15 protein-coding genes are annotated in these 14,990 nt (G+C 55.9%); 10 read left to right on the plus strand and 5 right to left on the minus strand.

Going from position 1 to position 14,990, the window contains the following annotated elements; all coding sequences use genetic code 11:
• Positions 1 to 47 precede the first annotated feature (47 nt).
• Entirely contained in the window at positions 48 to 1,871 is a 1,824-nt protein-coding gene (gene mdoH, locus EDC90_RS15255; protein ID WP_132313143.1) for a glucans biosynthesis glucosyltransferase MdoH, read from the plus strand.
• A 6-nt stretch (positions 1,872 to 1,877) separates the two neighbouring features.
• Complete coding sequence (locus tag EDC90_RS15260) at positions 1,878 to 3,029, plus strand: OpgC family protein (RefSeq protein WP_132313145.1); 1,152 nt, start codon at positions 1,878 to 1,880, stop codon at positions 3,027 to 3,029.
• 8 nt (positions 3,030 to 3,037) lie between these two features.
• On the opposite strand, the gene EDC90_RS15265 is transcribed toward EDC90_RS15260, so the two are convergent.
• Positions 3,038 to 4,555 carry an MDR family MFS transporter gene (locus EDC90_RS15265; protein WP_132313147.1) on the minus strand — a complete coding sequence of 506 codons (1,518 nt, stop codon included), beginning with the start codon at positions 4,553 to 4,555 and terminating at the stop codon, positions 3,038 to 3,040.
• 127 nt (positions 4,556 to 4,682) lie between these two features.
• Here EDC90_RS15265 and EDC90_RS15270 point away from each other — a divergent pair, with 127 nt between their 5' ends.
• The 5 genes from EDC90_RS15270 to EDC90_RS15290 all read left to right on the plus strand — a co-directional run bounded on the left by EDC90_RS15270 (position 4,683) and on the right by EDC90_RS15290 (position 9,636).
• Complete coding sequence (locus EDC90_RS15270) at positions 4,683 to 5,201, plus strand: MarR family winged helix-turn-helix transcriptional regulator (protein ID WP_132313149.1); 519 nt, start codon at positions 4,683 to 4,685, stop codon at positions 5,199 to 5,201.
• A gap of 48 nt (positions 5,202 to 5,249) precedes the next feature.
• A complete protein-coding gene (locus EDC90_RS15275) occupies positions 5,250 to 5,912 on the plus strand; it encodes a thiamine diphosphokinase (RefSeq protein WP_132313151.1) in 663 nt (220 codons plus the stop codon).
• A 3-nt stretch (positions 5,913 to 5,915) separates the two neighbouring features.
• A complete protein-coding gene (locus EDC90_RS15280; protein ID WP_132313152.1) occupies positions 5,916 to 7,742 on the plus strand; it encodes an ATP-binding cassette domain-containing protein in 1,827 nt (608 codons plus the stop codon).
• Complete coding sequence (locus EDC90_RS15285) at positions 7,742 to 8,293, plus strand: gamma-glutamylcyclotransferase family protein (protein ID WP_132313154.1); 552 nt, start codon at positions 7,742 to 7,744, stop codon at positions 8,291 to 8,293. The genes EDC90_RS15280 and EDC90_RS15285 overlap by 1 nt, the downstream gene beginning before the upstream one ends.
• A gap of 116 nt (positions 8,294 to 8,409) precedes the next feature.
• Positions 8,410 to 9,636 carry an AI-2E family transporter gene (locus EDC90_RS15290; protein ID WP_132313156.1) on the plus strand — a complete coding sequence of 409 codons (1,227 nt, stop codon included), beginning with the start codon at positions 8,410 to 8,412 and terminating at the stop codon, positions 9,634 to 9,636.
• Here EDC90_RS15290 and EDC90_RS15295 read toward each other — a convergent pair.
• Complete coding sequence (locus tag EDC90_RS15295) at positions 9,627 to 10,199, minus strand: L,D-transpeptidase family protein (protein ID WP_207903927.1); 573 nt, start codon at positions 10,197 to 10,199, stop codon at positions 9,627 to 9,629. The genes EDC90_RS15290 and EDC90_RS15295 overlap by 10 nt on opposite strands.
• Positions 10,200 to 10,338: 139 nt before the next feature.
• On the opposite strand from EDC90_RS15295, the gene EDC90_RS15300 reads away from it, so the two are divergent.
• A complete protein-coding gene (locus tag EDC90_RS15300; protein ID WP_132313158.1) occupies positions 10,339 to 11,022 on the plus strand; it encodes a response regulator transcription factor in 684 nt (227 codons plus the stop codon).
• Positions 11,023 to 11,108: 86 nt separating this feature from the next.
• A complete protein-coding gene (locus EDC90_RS15305; protein ID WP_132313160.1) occupies positions 11,109 to 11,555 on the plus strand; it encodes a Crp/Fnr family transcriptional regulator in 447 nt (148 codons plus the stop codon).
• Between the two features lie 153 nt (positions 11,556 to 11,708).
• Here EDC90_RS15305 and EDC90_RS15310 read toward each other — a convergent pair whose 3' ends face one another.
• The 3 genes from EDC90_RS15310 to EDC90_RS15320 form a co-directional block, all read right to left on the minus strand.
• Positions 11,709 to 12,626, minus strand: a complete 918-nt coding sequence (locus EDC90_RS15310; protein ID WP_132313162.1) for a rhodanese-related sulfurtransferase — start codon at positions 12,624 to 12,626, stop codon at positions 11,709 to 11,711.
• A 101-nt stretch (positions 12,627 to 12,727) separates the two neighbouring features.
• Positions 12,728 to 13,639 (minus strand): CHAD domain-containing protein, encoded by a 912-nt coding sequence (locus EDC90_RS15315; protein ID WP_132313164.1) that lies wholly within the window; start codon positions 13,637 to 13,639, stop codon positions 12,728 to 12,730.
• Position 13,640: 1 nt separating this feature from the next.
• The gene (locus EDC90_RS15320) at positions 13,641 to 14,117 is read right to left on the minus strand and encodes a CYTH domain-containing protein (RefSeq protein ID WP_132313166.1); all 477 of its coding nucleotides are present in this window, start codon (positions 14,115 to 14,117) and stop codon (positions 13,641 to 13,643) included.
• Positions 14,118 to 14,282: 165 nt separating this feature from the next.
• On the opposite strand from EDC90_RS15320, the gene EDC90_RS15325 reads away from it, so the two are divergent.
• Complete coding sequence (locus tag EDC90_RS15325) at positions 14,283 to 14,924, plus strand: 2-dehydro-3-deoxy-phosphogluconate aldolase (RefSeq protein ID WP_132313168.1); 642 nt, start codon at positions 14,283 to 14,285, stop codon at positions 14,922 to 14,924.
• Positions 14,925 to 14,990: the final 66 nt, after the last annotated feature.

Consider the following 14,990-nt stretch of genomic DNA (forward strand, 5'->3'; position numbering starts at 1 on the left):
TCTTAAGACCAAGGTTCACGGCCACCGTCATCAGCCAAGGGTAAATCATGCTGGCTTTCCGGCGTACTATATCCGTTTTATTTTCTGCCGCTGTCGCGCTCATCGCATCGCGACTGGCTATTGATGTTTTTTTCGCAGATGGCATCGATTTCGTCGATTACATCCGGATTGCGCTTTGTGCTGCGACTGCGGCCTGGATTGCCTGGGGTGCATCCTTGGGCGTCGGCGGGCTGATTGGCGGGAAGATGAAGACGCCGCCGCGCGCGAGCCTGAGCGAGAGCGGATTAAGTGCCAGAACAGCTATTTTGATCCCGGTCTATAACGAGGATCCCCGCGAGACATTTTCTTCTGCGCTGGCAATGGCCAACAGTCTTGCCCAAACCGATCATGCGGACCTGTTCGATATCGTTATCCTTTCCGACAGCCGCAACGAAAGCGTGGTTGCCGAAGAGGAGGAGTGGTTTCGCAAACTGCATGCGGACATGCCGCGACAGGTTGGCGCGTTTTACCGCCGCCGTACCGATAATGCCGGTAAGAAAGCCGGAAATATCGGTGATTTCGTGCGCCGTTATGGCGCGCGATACACCTATATGCTGATCCTCGACGCAGACAGCCTGATGGAAGGTGAAACCATCATCGAGATGCTGCGCCGGATGGAGGCAGAGCCAAAGCTGGGCCTGCTGCAGTCTCTGCCAAAAATCATTGAATCTGAATCATGGTTTGCACGCGCTCTCCAGTTTTCCGCTGGTCTTTTTTCGCCGATTTATACGCGCGGTCTGGCACGCATGCAGGGCAGTGAGGGGCCGTTCTGGGGCCATAACGCCCTTGTGCGCACCGAAGCTTTTGCTGAAAGCTGCGGCCTTCCTGCACTTTCAGGGCGTCCGCCTTTCGGGGGGCATATCCTCAGTCACGATTATGTGGAAGCTGCTCTTCTTGCCCGCAAGGACTGGATCGTGCGGGTCGATTACGATCTTGAGGGCTCCTTCGAGGAAGGTCCGCAGAATACGGTCGATTTTGCCAAGCGTGACCGTCGCTGGTGTCAGGGTAACCTCCAGCACATCCGGCTTCTGTTTGCGCCGGGCATCAAGGCCTGGAACCGCTTCACGTTTCTGCAAGGAGTGATGGCTTATGTCAGTTCACCGCTCTGGATGATGTTTATTGTTGCTTCTGTCGTTGCGCCGCTTTTTGCGCCTGAGCCGGACTATTTTCCCAGTCCCTATCTGCCCGCAATGTTCCCCAAAGCTGAAACAGCGCTGGCTGTCACATTGCTCGTTGGCGTCGGCGGCCTTCTGATCGGGCCAAAACTGCTGATCGCGCTTCGGTCAGGGCTGACGGGTGAAGCGCGGCGCTTCGGTGGCTTTGTCCAGGTGTTCTGGTCAACACTGATGGAAGTGGTCTGGTCTTCTATTCTGGCGCCGATCACACTGATGTATCAGAGCCGTTCGGTCATGCAGGTCGTGCTTGGTATGGATGGCGGCTGGCCGGCCTCCAATCGTGAAGGGCACTACCTGTCTCTTGAGGATGCATTTCGCGCCAGCTGGTGGATTTCGTTAACGGGCATCCTCATGCTTGCCGGGGCTCATTTCTTTGCCCCGGACCTGTTCTACTGGTTGATGCCCATTGCCGTGCCCCAGATTATCAGTCCGTTTCTGATTTCAGTGACATCATCGCGCACAAGCGGTCGGGTCGCATCGGCGCTTGGACTGTTTCAGACAGTCGAAGAGTTTAGCCGCGCTGCAATCATGATCGAAAAGGATCAGGTTCTGGCGCGCTGGAGGCCTGAAACAGTTTCTGCTGACATTTCTGAAGCAGAAGGTGGCATTGAGTCTGCCACCGATAACCAGCCCGACCTTTCGGGCGTAAAAGGATAGCGTTGATTGAACAAGGCAGCGGCGCCATCGGGCGCGGTGGGTACTTCAGTGCGAGGTGGCCGCGATTCGCGGATCGACGTTCTGCGTGGTCTCGCTCTGATTACGATCTTCGTCGATCACGTTCCGGGCAATCTCTATTCCTATTATACTTTCAGAATGATCGGTTTTTCCGATGCGGCAGAAGCGTTTGTTCTGATCTCTGGCATTGCAGCCGGTCTTGCCTATAGCCGTCATTTCCAGCCCGGCAAAACCAGCTCTGCGATTGCCCGCATTCTGCGGCGGGTGCGGACGATTTATCTGGCGCATATTTTCGCTTCGCTGGCAGCTGCAGTGATGATTGTCGGTGCGTGGCATATCTTCGGTCTGGATGAGTTCATGGCATCGTTTGGCCTGAAGTGGCTGTTGCAGGCTCCGGCTGCCGCACTGGCCGGGCTAATGCTGCTGACCTATCAGATCAGCTATTTCAACATCCTGCCGCTTTATGTCGTGCTGTTTTTGTTTCTGCCCGGGCTGCTTCTGCTTGGTACGTGCCGGATCTGGCTTATGCTGGCGTGTTCTGCAGCCCTTTGGCTTGTTGCGCGGTATTTCGGTCTGAAACTGCCATCCTATCCGGGTGAGTATACCTGGTTCTTCAATCCGCTGTGCTGGCAGTTTCTGTTTGCAATCGGTCTGGCGGTTGGTATTGCCGCCAAGAAGGGGCGGGTCCTGGTCGGCCCGCACCCCGCTCTGCTGGGGGCTGCCGCGGCGTTTATCGTATTTGCAGCGTGGTGGCGTCTTTCCGGCGAGTATGCATTTCCATGGCCGGATTTCGTGCCGGACGTGCTGGCTGATACCAGCAAACAGACACTGGGGCCGGCGCGTATTCTTCATATTCTCGCGGTTGCCTATATCCTGTCATGCCTGCCCTTCTTGAGGCGGCTGTTTGAGACGAAGCCATTCTATCCGGTCATGGTTATGGGGCAGGCCAGCCTTGTAACCTTTGTCAGTGGTTCGCTCATTGCTGTTGTATTTCAGGTCATGCGCGTCACTGTTCCCCTTACGCTTCTTGCAGATACGCTGTTGCTTTTAGCCGGTTTGAGTGGGCAGTTTTTGCTGGCGCAGTTCCTCCTGCGACGCAGCGGCCGGCTCTTACCTCTCGAACGTGTTGCAACGGCGTGAAGGCCAGATCAGGCTCCGGCTTTGCCGGACTTTGCCTGAGAATACCCAAGCTCCGATGATTTGACGACGAGCGCTGCAACAAGGCCCAGTCCGGCTGTCAGGGCAGCAAAAAAGAACACGTTTGCAAATGCACTTTCATACGCTGAAACCGCGATGGCGTGGGCCGATTCACCGAGCTGTCCAAGAGCGACCGGCTTCAGATCCGAGACCGGACCCACGCCGGGAATGCTGCCAGCGGCATCCAGGCTTTTGCCCAGAAGTGCGCCGTAGATCGAAATGGCTGTCGCAGCGCCAATCATCCGCGACAATGTGACGGTTCCTGTCGCCGCGCCGATATCGCCGCCACGGGCGGCATTCTGAACGCCCAGAACCGGGACCTGCTGGCCGAGACCGATCCCTATTCCCTGCAGTCCCATCAAAACGGCAATGAAGAAAAGCGGTGTTTCGCTTCGTCCAAAAACACTGAGCATAATGAAGCAGAATGTGCTGAGCGAAAGCCCCAGAATAGCATAGGGCTTGTACCGCCCGCTTGCGGACATCAGTCGCCCGCTGGTTAGGGAGCCAACAACAATGCCGGTCGTGACAGGAATAAAAAACAAGCCTGCGCTTGCCGGAGCGAGCCCGAAGACGGATTGCAGGAAAAGCGCGAAATAATTGACCATACCAATCGCCACCGCGCCACTGGTGATGGATATTGCGATCAGAAGTGCAACGGTCGGATGCGCCAGAAGCAGCAGCGGAATAATCGGTTCGCGGGCGTGTCGCTCGACCCGGATCCAAAGCAGGATGCAAACACAGGAGATGGCCAGCACCGTGAAACTGCCCGGTGCTGTCATGGAGCCGAATATCTGGGAAGAGTCACTCCACAAAACAATCCCGGTCACTGAGATTGCAAGCAGAATGGTACCGGCAAAATCGATTGTCGGCGTTCGGTTCGGCTTGCGGTTTGGCATCAGCATGAACAGTCCGATCAGGACAATCAGCCCAAGCGGCAGGTTGATCAGAAAGATCGACCGCCAGCCGAACGCATCGGTCATTGTCCCGCCCAGGATCGGGCCCAGGGCACCGGAGGTCATGATGACCAGGCTAGCATAACTCTGATATTTCGGCCGTTCCCTTGGTGAAAACAGATCGGCATTCAATGCAAAGATTGAAACCATCAGACCGCCGCCACCGAAGCCCTGAAGAACACGCGCTGCAATCAGTGTGTTCATGGAAATTGCCAGACCGCAAGTCAGTGAGCCGATCAGAAAAATCGTTATGGCCGTCATAAGAACATATTTACGACCGATCAGGTCGCCGAGTTTGCCATAAAGCGGCATAACCGCGCAGGTCGCCAGAAGATAGGCAGAGGCGACCCAGCCAAAACGCTCCATCTGGCCGAACTCACCGACAATTGTTGGCAAAGCTGTTGAGACGATCTGATTATCGAGAGTCGCCAGAAACATCGCCATCAGCAGGAACAGGAACGCGGCGATCCGCAGTTTCGGGTTCTCGACCAGCGAGATGAATGGCTGTTCTTGCATGAAATGGAGGCCTGAAATGTGTGCTTTTGGCATGTAACAGTGAGATTGGCATAATAATGTCAATGGCATATATTTGCAAAGTGCATATTTCGAATATGGAATTTTGAATAAAGGGGCTGGGAGTACAATGGACGCATCGGACAGCGACAGGAAAGGCGGCGCCTCTCTGAAACGGCTTTCTGCAACGATGACCCGCAATCAGCTGCTCATGCGCAGGCGTGTTATCAGCCGGGTCACGATTGCGGCAGTTGCTCCGGCATTGGAGGTGACCCACCTCGATGTCCTTGATCTCGTAAAGCGCCTTGAGGCTGACGGAGAGGTGACCATCGGTGCTGTTGCTGAGGGGATGCGTATTGATCCCTCACGTGCCAGCCGCATTGTTGCCGAACTGGTCAGTCAGGGGCATCTTGAGCGCCGGATTTGCCAGTCCGATGCGCGTCGGTCCATTCTGGTGGTAACGGCAGACGGTGAAGCGCTGGTCAGTAAGATCCATGCGGTGAAGCGCAGACTTCTGGAAACCATTACAGAGGACTGGAATGCAGAGGAGCTGGAAGCGTTTACCGCTCTCTATGAGCGGTTCGTAAGTGCGCTGGAAGACTATGCCCACGATTATGCGCACCAGCATTGTCAGGGAAGCGAAGGCTGAGGCGAATCTGCTTTCGTTTCGTCCCTATATTCGCTATTGCCTTACGGCATGAGCAACAGCGATACCTTTACCATTTTGCTTTCCGGACATCTGGATATCAGCGGCAGGCTTAAGAAAGCCGTTGCCGGAAGCCGGTTCATTGCAGCCGATGGCGGTATGCGCCACGCCGAGGGGCTTGGCATCATTCCGGAACTTTGGGTTGGTGACTTCGATTCGACGGATGAAGGACTTCTGAAGCGCTGGCCGGATATCGAGCAGAAGAGCTTTCCGCCGGAAAAGAACGAAACCGATGGCGCACTGGCTGCGGGCGAAGCGATTATTCGCGGCGCCGGTAAGATCATCATGGCCGGCGCTCTGGCGGGCGAACGCACCGATCACGGCCTGATGAACATGCTGTTCGCCGTCAATATGGCTGAAAACGGCTGTGAGATGATGCTGACCACCGGAGTGGAAGAGGCCTATCCGCTTCTTGCAGGTGAAACCGTGATCGATATACCGCCAGGTGCGCTGTTCTCAATTCTTGGGTTTTCCGACCTTCATGGTCTGTCGATTGAAAATGCCGGCTATCCGCTGGATGGCTTTGAAGCACCGTTCGGTCTGCCGCGCACGGTCTCCAACATTGCAGGCCACACGGATGAACCTGTTCGCATAACCTTGAAAAGCGGCCGTGGCATCATCATTGTCCGGCCCTATGATTTTTCGGGAGTCTGAGTTTTGGCCCCGCCAATTCTGAAACTGGATGATATTCATTTAAGCTTCGGCGGCACGCCGCTGTTGCAGGGTGCGGGTCTGCAGGTTGAGCCCGGCGACCGGATCTGCCTGGTCGGGCGCAATGGTTCTGGCAAGTCGACTTTGCTGAAGATTGCTGCAGACATGGTCGAACCGCAGTCAGGCGAAGTGTTTCGTCACCCCTCCTCGACAGTGCGGTATCTGGAGCAGGCACCTGATTTCTCCGGTTTCGCAACAGTCGAAGATTATGTCGTTGCCGGTCTTGCGCCGGGCGATGAGCATTATCGCGCGACCTACCTCATGGAGCATCTGGGCGTGGAGCCGGGTGCTGACCCGCGTACGCTCTCCGGAGGAGAGGCCCGCCGTGCTGCACTGGCGCGTGTTCTGGCGCCTGAACCGGATATCCTGCTTCTCGATGAGCCGACCAACCATCTTGATCTGACCACGATTGAATGGCTGGAAGGTGAGCTGGCCGGGACGCGTTCGGCGCTGGTTCTGATTTCGCATGACCGGCGTTTTCTTGAAAATACCACCACGGCAACGGTCTGGCTGGATCGCGGTGTTTCGCGACGGATGAACCGTGGTTTTGCCCATTTTGAAGAATGGCGCGACAAGGTTCTTGAAGAAGAAGAGGCTGAACAGCACAAGCTGGCCCGTGCCATTGTGCGCGAAGAGCACTGGCTGCGCTATGGTGTGACGGCGCGGCGCAAGCGCAATATGCGCCGTCTTGGCGAGCTGCACGATATGCGTGCGCGCCACCGGGAACATCGCGGGCCGCAGGGCACGGTCAACGCCACAGTGACGGAAGGCCGTGAGAGCGGCAAGCTGGTGATTGAGGCTGAAGATATAACCAAGTCTTATGGCGACCGTGAGATTGTCAAACCGTTCTCACTTAAGGTCAGCCGGGGCGAGCGGATCGGTCTTGTCGGCCCGAACGGTGCGGGCAAGACGACGCTGCTCAAACTGCTGACCGGTGAGCTGGCCCCCGATAGCGGCTTTGTCCGCCTTGGCGTCAATCTGGAAATGGCGACAATTGATCAGAAGCGTGAAGAGCTGAACCCTGATGACACGCTCTCGCATTATCTCACAGACGGACGCGGCGACACGCTGCTGGTCGATGGTGAGCAGCGTCATGTAACCGGATATATGAAAGATTTCCTGTTTCAGCCGGAACAGGCCCGCACCCCCATTCGCAGCCTTTCCGGTGGCGAGCGCGCCCGGCTGATGCTGGCGAAGATCCTCGCGCGACCCGCAAATCTGCTGATCCTTGATGAGCCGACCAATGATCTGGATATCGAAACGCTCGATCTTTTGCAGGAAATCGTCTCCGGTTTTTCCGGCAGCGTCATTCTGGTTTCGCATGATCGTGATTTCCTCGACCGCACTGTCACGGCAACCATAGCCCCGGCGAACCCTTTGGCCCCAGATGGCGAGTGGCTGGAATATGCCGGCGGCTATTCGGATATGCAGGCCCAGCGCAAAGGCGCCGAAGCGGAAGCCAGAAAGGCAGAGAAAAAAGAAAAGCAGGCGGCTCAGGCCAAGGCTCAACCGAAGCAGGATCTGCCAAAGAACAAGGGCAAGCTTTCCTACAAGCAGAAATTCGCGCTCGAAAATCTGCCGAAGGAAATCGAAAAGCTGGAAAGCGATATCGGCAAGCTTGAGGAGAAGATGGCTGAACCTGACTTTTTCACGCGCGATCCTGCCGGTTTCAATAAGGCCGCAGGTTTGCTGGAAAAAATGCGTGAGGACCTGTCGTCAAAGGAGGAAGCCTGGCTGGAGCTGGAAGTTTTGCGCGAGGAACTGGAGAGATAATGCCTGCTCGGTTGCACTATTTTGCCTATGGTTCCAACATGCTGGCTGAGCGGCTTCAGCGGCGTTGTCCCTCCGCGCAGCTGTGCGGCGCTGCAAGGCTTGATCATCACGCACTCGATTTCTCCAAAGTCGCCAATGACATATCCGGAAAGGCGACGATTTTTCCCGCTTCCGGTCATCACGTTGAAGGTGTCCTGTTTACGCTGGATTGCTCCGAACAGGTTTTGCTCGATGGCTTTGAAGGTCTTGGCAAAGGCTATGACCGTCTGAATGACGTTCCGGTTCGTCTCCTGTCTACCGGCGAAACGATAACGGCGATGACCTATATCGCGATGGAAGAATTTCGCGATGCCACGCGCCGCCCCTTCGACTGGTATCTCTGGCTTGTGCGTGCCGGTGCACGCCAGAATCGTCTGACAGACAGGCATATCGAAAGACTGGCGGCTGAACCTTTTATCGTCGATCCGGAAGAAGCGCGCAGAGCCCGGCTGGAAGCGCTGGATATCTTAAGAAAAGCCGGTTTTGATCCCGGCACCCCGGAGGCATTTTAGAGTGCTTTCACCATTGCAACCTTAACAAACGGCTCCATAAAGAAAGTCGGTGTGATAAAGGTCATGCTGATCGGGCCTGGTGGCCGGTTGTTTGATTTGAGACACGAAAGAAGCAGATGGCGCAGTCACAGGAACCTCATAACAGCGTCAGAAAACAACGTTGGATCGGGTCATCTTCCGCATCCGCCCGCGTTCCGTTAATCCCTTCGGTTTCGGCGGCCCGTTGGCTGTTGCTCGGCGTTGCTGCCGCTGCGATCTATTTCTTTCATGGCTTTATCGTGCCGGTGCTGGCAGCCCTGATCATTGCCTTTGCCTCACAGCCGATCTTCAACGATCTTAACCGGCGTCTGGGCAATCGCCGTGCGCTGACGTCGGCAATCGCGATTTTCCTGATCCTGCTTTTTCTGATCCTCCCGATTGTCTTTGCCGTTATTTATATGTCGCGTGAGCTGGAGGCGTGGATCATCTGGGCGACCGAGGCCAACAGGATTGGTGCGCCCGCGCCGGACTGGATTTTCAACCTGCCGGTCGTGGGGCAGTGGATTGCAGAAAAGTGGGAAACCTATCTCGGGCAACCCGGTGATATCGGCCAACTCATTCAGGCTGTCAGCGGAGAGAATATCGGCGGTATTTATCGCACCGCTCTGTTCGTTGGCGGTCGGGCATTTGGTCTCATTCTGGCGGCGCTGTTCATGCTGATTGCGTTGTTCTTTATTTACAAGGACGGCCCCAAATTCGTCGGTCAGCTGGACATTATCGGCGAACGTTTGTTTCCAAACCGTTGGCAGAGGATTTCCCGCGTCGTCCCGGCCACCATTTCGTCAACCGTCACAGGCATGACGCTGATTGCCATGGGGGAGGGCGTTGTTCTGGGCACGGCCTATTATCTTGCAGGGGTGCCGAATTATGTTTCCTTCGGACTGATAACTGCCGTCATGGCAATGGTTCCGGGTGGCGCGCCGCTGACCTTTACATTGATTTCCGGTTATCTGATTGCGCGCGGAACGCCGGTTCACGGGCTGGCGCTGCTGGCCTGGGGAACGATTGAACTGTTCATCGTCGATAAGACCCTGCGTCCGCGTCTTGTTGGTGGCCCGATCAAACTGCCATTCCTGCCAACCTTCTTCGGTCTGGTTGGCGGTGTTAAAACCATGGGGCTGATCGGTTTGTTTCTGGGGCCGGTTTTGATGGCGCTGATGGTCGCGATCTGGCGTGAGTGGGTGCTGGAAGCGGCAGACGGCGAGAAAACACCGGAACAGGAAGCCTATTATGAGGCAACAGAACATCACGAGGCGTCGCGCCTTCCGGACGAAACCGCAGCCCCTCCATCCGGTCAGTCGTGAACCACCAGCCTGAGACCGCGTTTCAGGTGCGGCAGCAGCAACGCCATGTCCCGTGCGGTAAGTGCGATGCAGCCAGCAGTCGGGCCATGATCTGGCCGTTTCAGGTGAAAGAAAATCGCTGAACCGCGATTGCGCACTCTCGACGTTATGTTCCAGTCCAGAACAATAACGGCGTCATAAATATGATCGTTACGGCGCAGGAGTTCATAGCCGCCATCGAAAGGCAGGCGAACGGGACGGTTATAATTCGGTGAGGCTGGATCATCGCACCATCCTCGCCGGGTTTCCGATCTTTTCAGGCGGAGTGGAGAAGTCGGCCAGACCGGCTTTCGCCCGGCGGTGTAGCCATAAAGAAGCGGCATGGTGGCAATGGGCGTCTTGCCATCGCCTTCACGCTTTCTGGCCGTTGTGCCATTCCTGCCGATGCTGGCCTGAAAGACCCGCGGCCCGAAGCGCAGGATCGCCCGGTGCGCCGGGCCGGCCGGTGCGCGCCGGACAGAGATTGCCGGTAAAGGCCGCCTTCGGCGTGCTTTAGTCGTGGAGTTTGTCGCGCGTTTCTTCACTTTTTTTTGCTTTGTACGTGAAATCGTTTAATTTCATAGCAATATGCCCGCGGAGGCTATGCCGCAATGGTTGCTGGAACAGTGATCAGAAGAAAGTGAAAGCGGTTGAGAGCAGTGACAACGTGAAAGGGCACGCTGGATGACGTCGAGAACGATATTGCTGGTCGATGATGATCAGGATCTGCGCGAGACGCTGGTCGAGCAGCTCGAGCTTTATGAAGAGTTTGATATCCTGTCGGCGGAAAGTGCGGCAGATTCCCTGCGGATGCTGAAAGAAGGCCAGGTCGATCTTCTGATCATGGATGTCGGCCTGCCTGATATGGATGGCCGCGAAGCCGTGAAAATGGCGCGCAAGAACGGTTTCAAGGCGCCGATCATCATGCTGACCGGTCATGATACCGATTCCGATACAATTCTGGGCCTTGAAGCTGGTGCGAATGACTACGTCACCAAGCCGTTCCGCTTTGCGGTTCTGCTGGCGCGTATTCGCGCTCAGTTGCGTCAGCATGAGCAGAGCGAGGATGCAACCTTCAACGTTGGACCTTATGTTTTCAAGCCGGGACAGAAGCTTTTTACCACGGCTGATGGCAAGAAAATCCGACTGACAGAAAAGGAGGCCTCGATCATCCGCTATCTTTACCGTGCGGAGCAGAAGGTTGTGACGCGCGATCTGCTGCTGGAAGAGGTCTGGGGTTACAATTCCGGAGTGACAACACACACGCTCGAAACCCACGTTTATCGCCTGCGCCAGAAGATCGAGATGGACCCTTCAAACGCCCGGATTCTGGTGACCGAAAATGGTGGCTACAAACTGGTACCGTGAGGCCGCCAGACTTAGGTATCACCATATGGTGAAGGTCGGCGGTTCGTGTTAAAGGGCGAACGAACAGAACATGGAGGGCACCAAAATTGGCACTGGCTGACGATATCGCGGCGTTGCGCAATGCCGATCTGTTCTCCGGTTTTTCTGAAGATCAACTTAGGCTGATTGCCTTTACAGCATCCCGCAAAGCATTTTCCGGTGGCAGTGTCCTTTTTGAAGAAGGAACTGTGAGCGACGGAGCGTATCTGATCGCCAGCGGCCAGCTTTCGCTTGAGGCCGGTGGCCGGTCGCTTGGTATTGCTGGGCCGGGAAGCCTGCTGGCCGAGACAGCGCTGATCAGTGCTTTGCCATACCGGCTGACGGCAACAGCTTCGCAGAGTGCTGAGGTTCTGTTGATCCAGCGCACGCAGTTCATTCGTCTGGTTGAGGAATATCCTGCCATTGCTTCGGAGATGGACCGGCGCTTGCGCAAGAGCTTTGAAGAGCTTGTTGGCGCGCTCAACTCCGTCAAAACGCGTCTTTCAGATTTTTAGAGCGCCGTGCATCCATTCGGATGCACGATACTGTAGGGCATTTCGCGGTCGAAACGTCCGGCATCGGCGAGACTGCGGTTGCTTATCATGGCAGATCCGCTTTTAGATAAAAGCCGGTCTTCGACAGACCGGTTTTTTCAAAGAGGGTCCGAATCAGGCGCCGATATGGCGTTCGCCACGCGCTTTTGCGAGGACGATCTGATGCTGGCGCTCACGGAAGCGCTGACGGTCTGCTTCGGAATACTGGTCGTGGCAATGGGGGCAGGATACGCCCTCTTCAAAAAGCGGTGACAGCTTGTCTTCCGGTGTGATCGGCTGGCGGCAGGCATGGCAAAGCTCATGCTCGCCTTCTTTCAGGCCATGGGTCACCGAAACGCGCTCATCGAACACAAAGCAGGCGCCATCCCAAAGGCTTTCTTCTTCCGGCACCTCTTCCAGATATTTCAGGATGCCGCCTTTAAGGTGGTAAACTTCCTCGAAGCCCTGCTCTTTCATATAAGCCGATGCCTTTTCACAGCGAATGCCGCCGGTGCAGTACATGGCGACCTTCGGCTTGTTGTGCAGGCCCTTGTTCTCAGCCACCCAGCGCGGAAACTCGCGGAAGGTCTTGGTGTGCGGATCGACTGCGCCCTTGAAGGTGCCGATAGCCGTCTCGTAATCATTGCGCGTGTCGATGACGATCGTATCCGGATCGGAGATAAGGTCGTTCCAGTCCTTCGGGTCGACATAGGTGCCGACCGTCTTCAAAGGATCGATAGCCTCGACGCCCATCGTCACGATTTCCTTCTTCAGGCGCACTTTCATGCGATAGAAGGGCATTTTGGAAGCGTGGCTTTCCTTGTGTTCCAGCGCGGCAAATTCCGGACGTGCGCGAATGAAGGCCAGCACATTGGCGATGCCCTCAGGCGTTCCGGCAATCGTGCCGTTAATACCTTCGGCTGCCAGAAGAAGCGTACCTTTGATGCCGTTTTCTTCTGCTTTGGCCAGAAGCGGCGCACGAAAAGCCTCATAGTCAGCAAAGCGCGCAAAGTGATAAAGGGCCGCGACCAGATAAGGACCATGGTTTTCCATGGAATTGCTCCGCGTTTCTTGATTTTCGCCAGTTTTCATCATGGCGTTGGGCAATACACCCATCCCTGTTCTTTGGCAATCGGTGGGGCGGTCTCTGCCGATCAATTCTCAGCGGCGTTTCGCCACAATTTTCTGATGATAATTGCTTCATCCTTCGCTTCATCGGTGAAGATGCGGCGCGCCGATCTGATCGCCTGCTTACGCAGTTTTTTACGCATTGAAACCGCCACCTTGCAGCTGAGGGCGCGATCTTCAGCGGGAAGTATCAGCTTTTCTTCGCCTTCCAGCAGCGCAATTAACACGCTCAGATCGTGCTCATCTCCCAGCACGTCGGCCAGTGACTTTGCATCCTTGCGCTTTGCTTTCATCGCAGATGGCCAGACATCAGAAACGAGGGCGCAATACATCCAGTAATTCTGGCTTCGCTTTCTAAGCTCGTGAAAATCCTCATCCGTGCCGGTCGCCTGTGCCGTCATCAGGGCAACCTGCGCGTCCGACAATGTTTTCTTCCAGCCTTTGGCGATGATCTTTGCTGCCGGTTTGTCATTATCGTCGAAGTGATGTGATGCCGCAGCGTCAATCGCGGCGTGGCAGGTTTGAATGGCGGCTTTGACCTTCTCCTGCAGCTGTCCGTCAGGGGCTGCTGTGCCGGAACGTCTTTTCTGCAGCGCTGTCTCAAGGTGGGCCAGCGCCATATCGGCCCTGGGGGCAGGGTTCTTCTCCCGCAGGCGATCGACACATTCCAGAAGTGCGGTTGCGTCCCGTTCTGCCGAAATGCTGGCGGCCATATCCCGAATCCGGGTGTTCTCTGTGCGGGAAAAATCCTTGGCGCCGGGGCGTACCAGACGATAAAGCCCGCGAACGCGCTTGAATTTCTTGCGGGCGTCATGAACGGCTTCATGCAGCCCCTTTGGCTGATGTTTCAGGATCTTAACCGCGTCTTCGAGCTGGGAAACGGCGACCGACCGGAAGGTTTCTGAAAACGGTTTTTCCGGCTTGAGGGTATAGCTCATTTCACTCTGTCTCCTCCGGCACGCCGCCGGTCGTGGAAAGGGTATGGTTCAGATAGCGGTTGTCGCCGGTGACTTCCCGGCCCAGCCATTCCGGAAACGCCGGTTGTGTATCTTCATCCGGCAATTCCACTTCGGCGACGATCAGTCCCGCATGGGCACCGTGAAACACATCGATTTCCCAGACAAAGTCGCCATCTGGCAGGCGGTAGCGGGTTTTGTCGATAATCACACCGGTTGCGTGTTCAGCCATCTCACGCGCATCGTCAATCGGGATATCATATTCATATTCGTCTCGGGTCATGGCAGCGGTTCCGATCTTGATCGTCAGCCTCGCGCTCTGATCATTGAAAATCCGCACCCGCAGGGATCGATCCGGCCCACCCATGATATAGGCCTGGGTCAGACGCGTTCCGGCCTCGGCCAGATCTTTCCATTCGTCACCTGAAACCAGAAACTTTCGCTCGATTTCCTTGGCCATGCGTGCCACTCCCTGCTTGTCCGCAGCATTATATGTTTAATCGAGATCAAACTGACATAACAAAAACAAGTTATGAAGATGCTAGGCGCGGTTTAGGCTCGACTTGGTGCCTGCAGCGCGGTATTTCAATTGCACCCTGAAGTGCGTTAATGAGGCAGAGCGACCATGGAAGCCAAAACTGATAATCTCTTTAAAGTTCTCACTGCGCAGCCGGTCGTTCCGGTGCTGATCGTTGAGTCGGTCGAGCACGCTGTTCCGCTGGCCCGCGCACTTGTCGAAGGCGGCCTCAAGGCTCTGGAAATCACATTGCGCACGGATGCTGCGCTGGATGTGATCAAGGCAATGTCTGACGAGATTGAAGATGCCGTTATCGGCGCAGGCACAATCCTGTCAGCAAAGGATTATGAAGCTGCTGAAAAGGCCGGAGCCAAGTTTATTGTATCGCCCGGTATCAACGGCGATATTCTCGATGCAGCCGATGACAGCGATATTCCGCTGCTTCCCGGTACGGCAACAGCCAGCGAAGTGCTGTCGCTGCGTGAAGAAGGCTACCGCGTCATGAAGTTCTTCCCGGCAGAGCAGGCCGGTGGCGCGCCCTACCTGAAGGCTTTGTCTTCTCCGCTTTCCGACATCAAGTTCTGCCCGACCGGTGGTATCTCGCTGCAGAATGCACCGGATTACCTGAAACTGCCGAATGTGCTTTGTGTTGGTGGTTCCTGGGTTGCGCCGAAGGATCTGGTTGCCAAGGGTGACTGGGACGGCATCAAAAAGCTCGCAGAAGATGCCTGCGCAACGCTGAAATTCTGATTTCCGGTATCAGATGGGACGGGTGCCATTTTGGCGCCCGTTTCCCGTTTTAATGGGCAGGGAGGA

Source organism: Martelella mediterranea (assembly GCF_004342225.1).
Taxonomy (GTDB): Bacteria; Pseudomonadota; Alphaproteobacteria; order Rhizobiales; family Rhizobiaceae; genus Martelella; species Martelella mediterranea_B.

Bases quoted from the DNA above. Each gene is read 5' to 3' on its own strand.
- EDC90_RS15315 (WP_132313164.1), bottom strand. From the start codon at position 13,639: ATGAGCTATACCCTCAAGCCGGAAAAACCGTTTTCAGAAACCTTCCGG.
- EDC90_RS15270 (WP_132313149.1), top strand. From the start codon at position 4,683: ATGGACGCATCGGACAGCGACAGGAAAGGCGGCGCCTCTCTGAAACGG.
- EDC90_RS15285 (WP_132313154.1), top strand. From the start codon at position 7,742: ATGCCTGCTCGGTTGCACTATTTTGCCTATGGTTCCAACATGCTGGCT.
- EDC90_RS15265 (WP_132313147.1), bottom strand. From the start codon at position 4,555: ATGCAAGAACAGCCATTCATCTCGCTGGTCGAGAACCCGAAACTGCGG.
- EDC90_RS15275 (WP_132313151.1), top strand. From the start codon at position 5,250: ATGAGCAACAGCGATACCTTTACCATTTTGCTTTCCGGACATCTGGAT.
- EDC90_RS15320 (WP_132313166.1), bottom strand. From the start codon at position 14,117: ATGGCCAAGGAAATCGAGCGAAAGTTTCTGGTTTCAGGTGACGAATGG.
- EDC90_RS15310 (WP_132313162.1), bottom strand. From the start codon at position 12,626: ATGGAAAACCATGGTCCTTATCTGGTCGCGGCCCTTTATCACTTTGCG.
- EDC90_RS15300 (WP_132313158.1), top strand. From the start codon at position 10,339: ATGACGTCGAGAACGATATTGCTGGTCGATGATGATCAGGATCTGCGC.
- EDC90_RS15290 (WP_132313156.1), top strand. From the start codon at position 8,410: ATGGCGCAGTCACAGGAACCTCATAACAGCGTCAGAAAACAACGTTGG.
- EDC90_RS15325 (WP_132313168.1), top strand. From the start codon at position 14,283: ATGGAAGCCAAAACTGATAATCTCTTTAAAGTTCTCACTGCGCAGCCG.
- mdoH (WP_132313143.1), top strand. From the start codon at position 48: ATGCTGGCTTTCCGGCGTACTATATCCGTTTTATTTTCTGCCGCTGTC.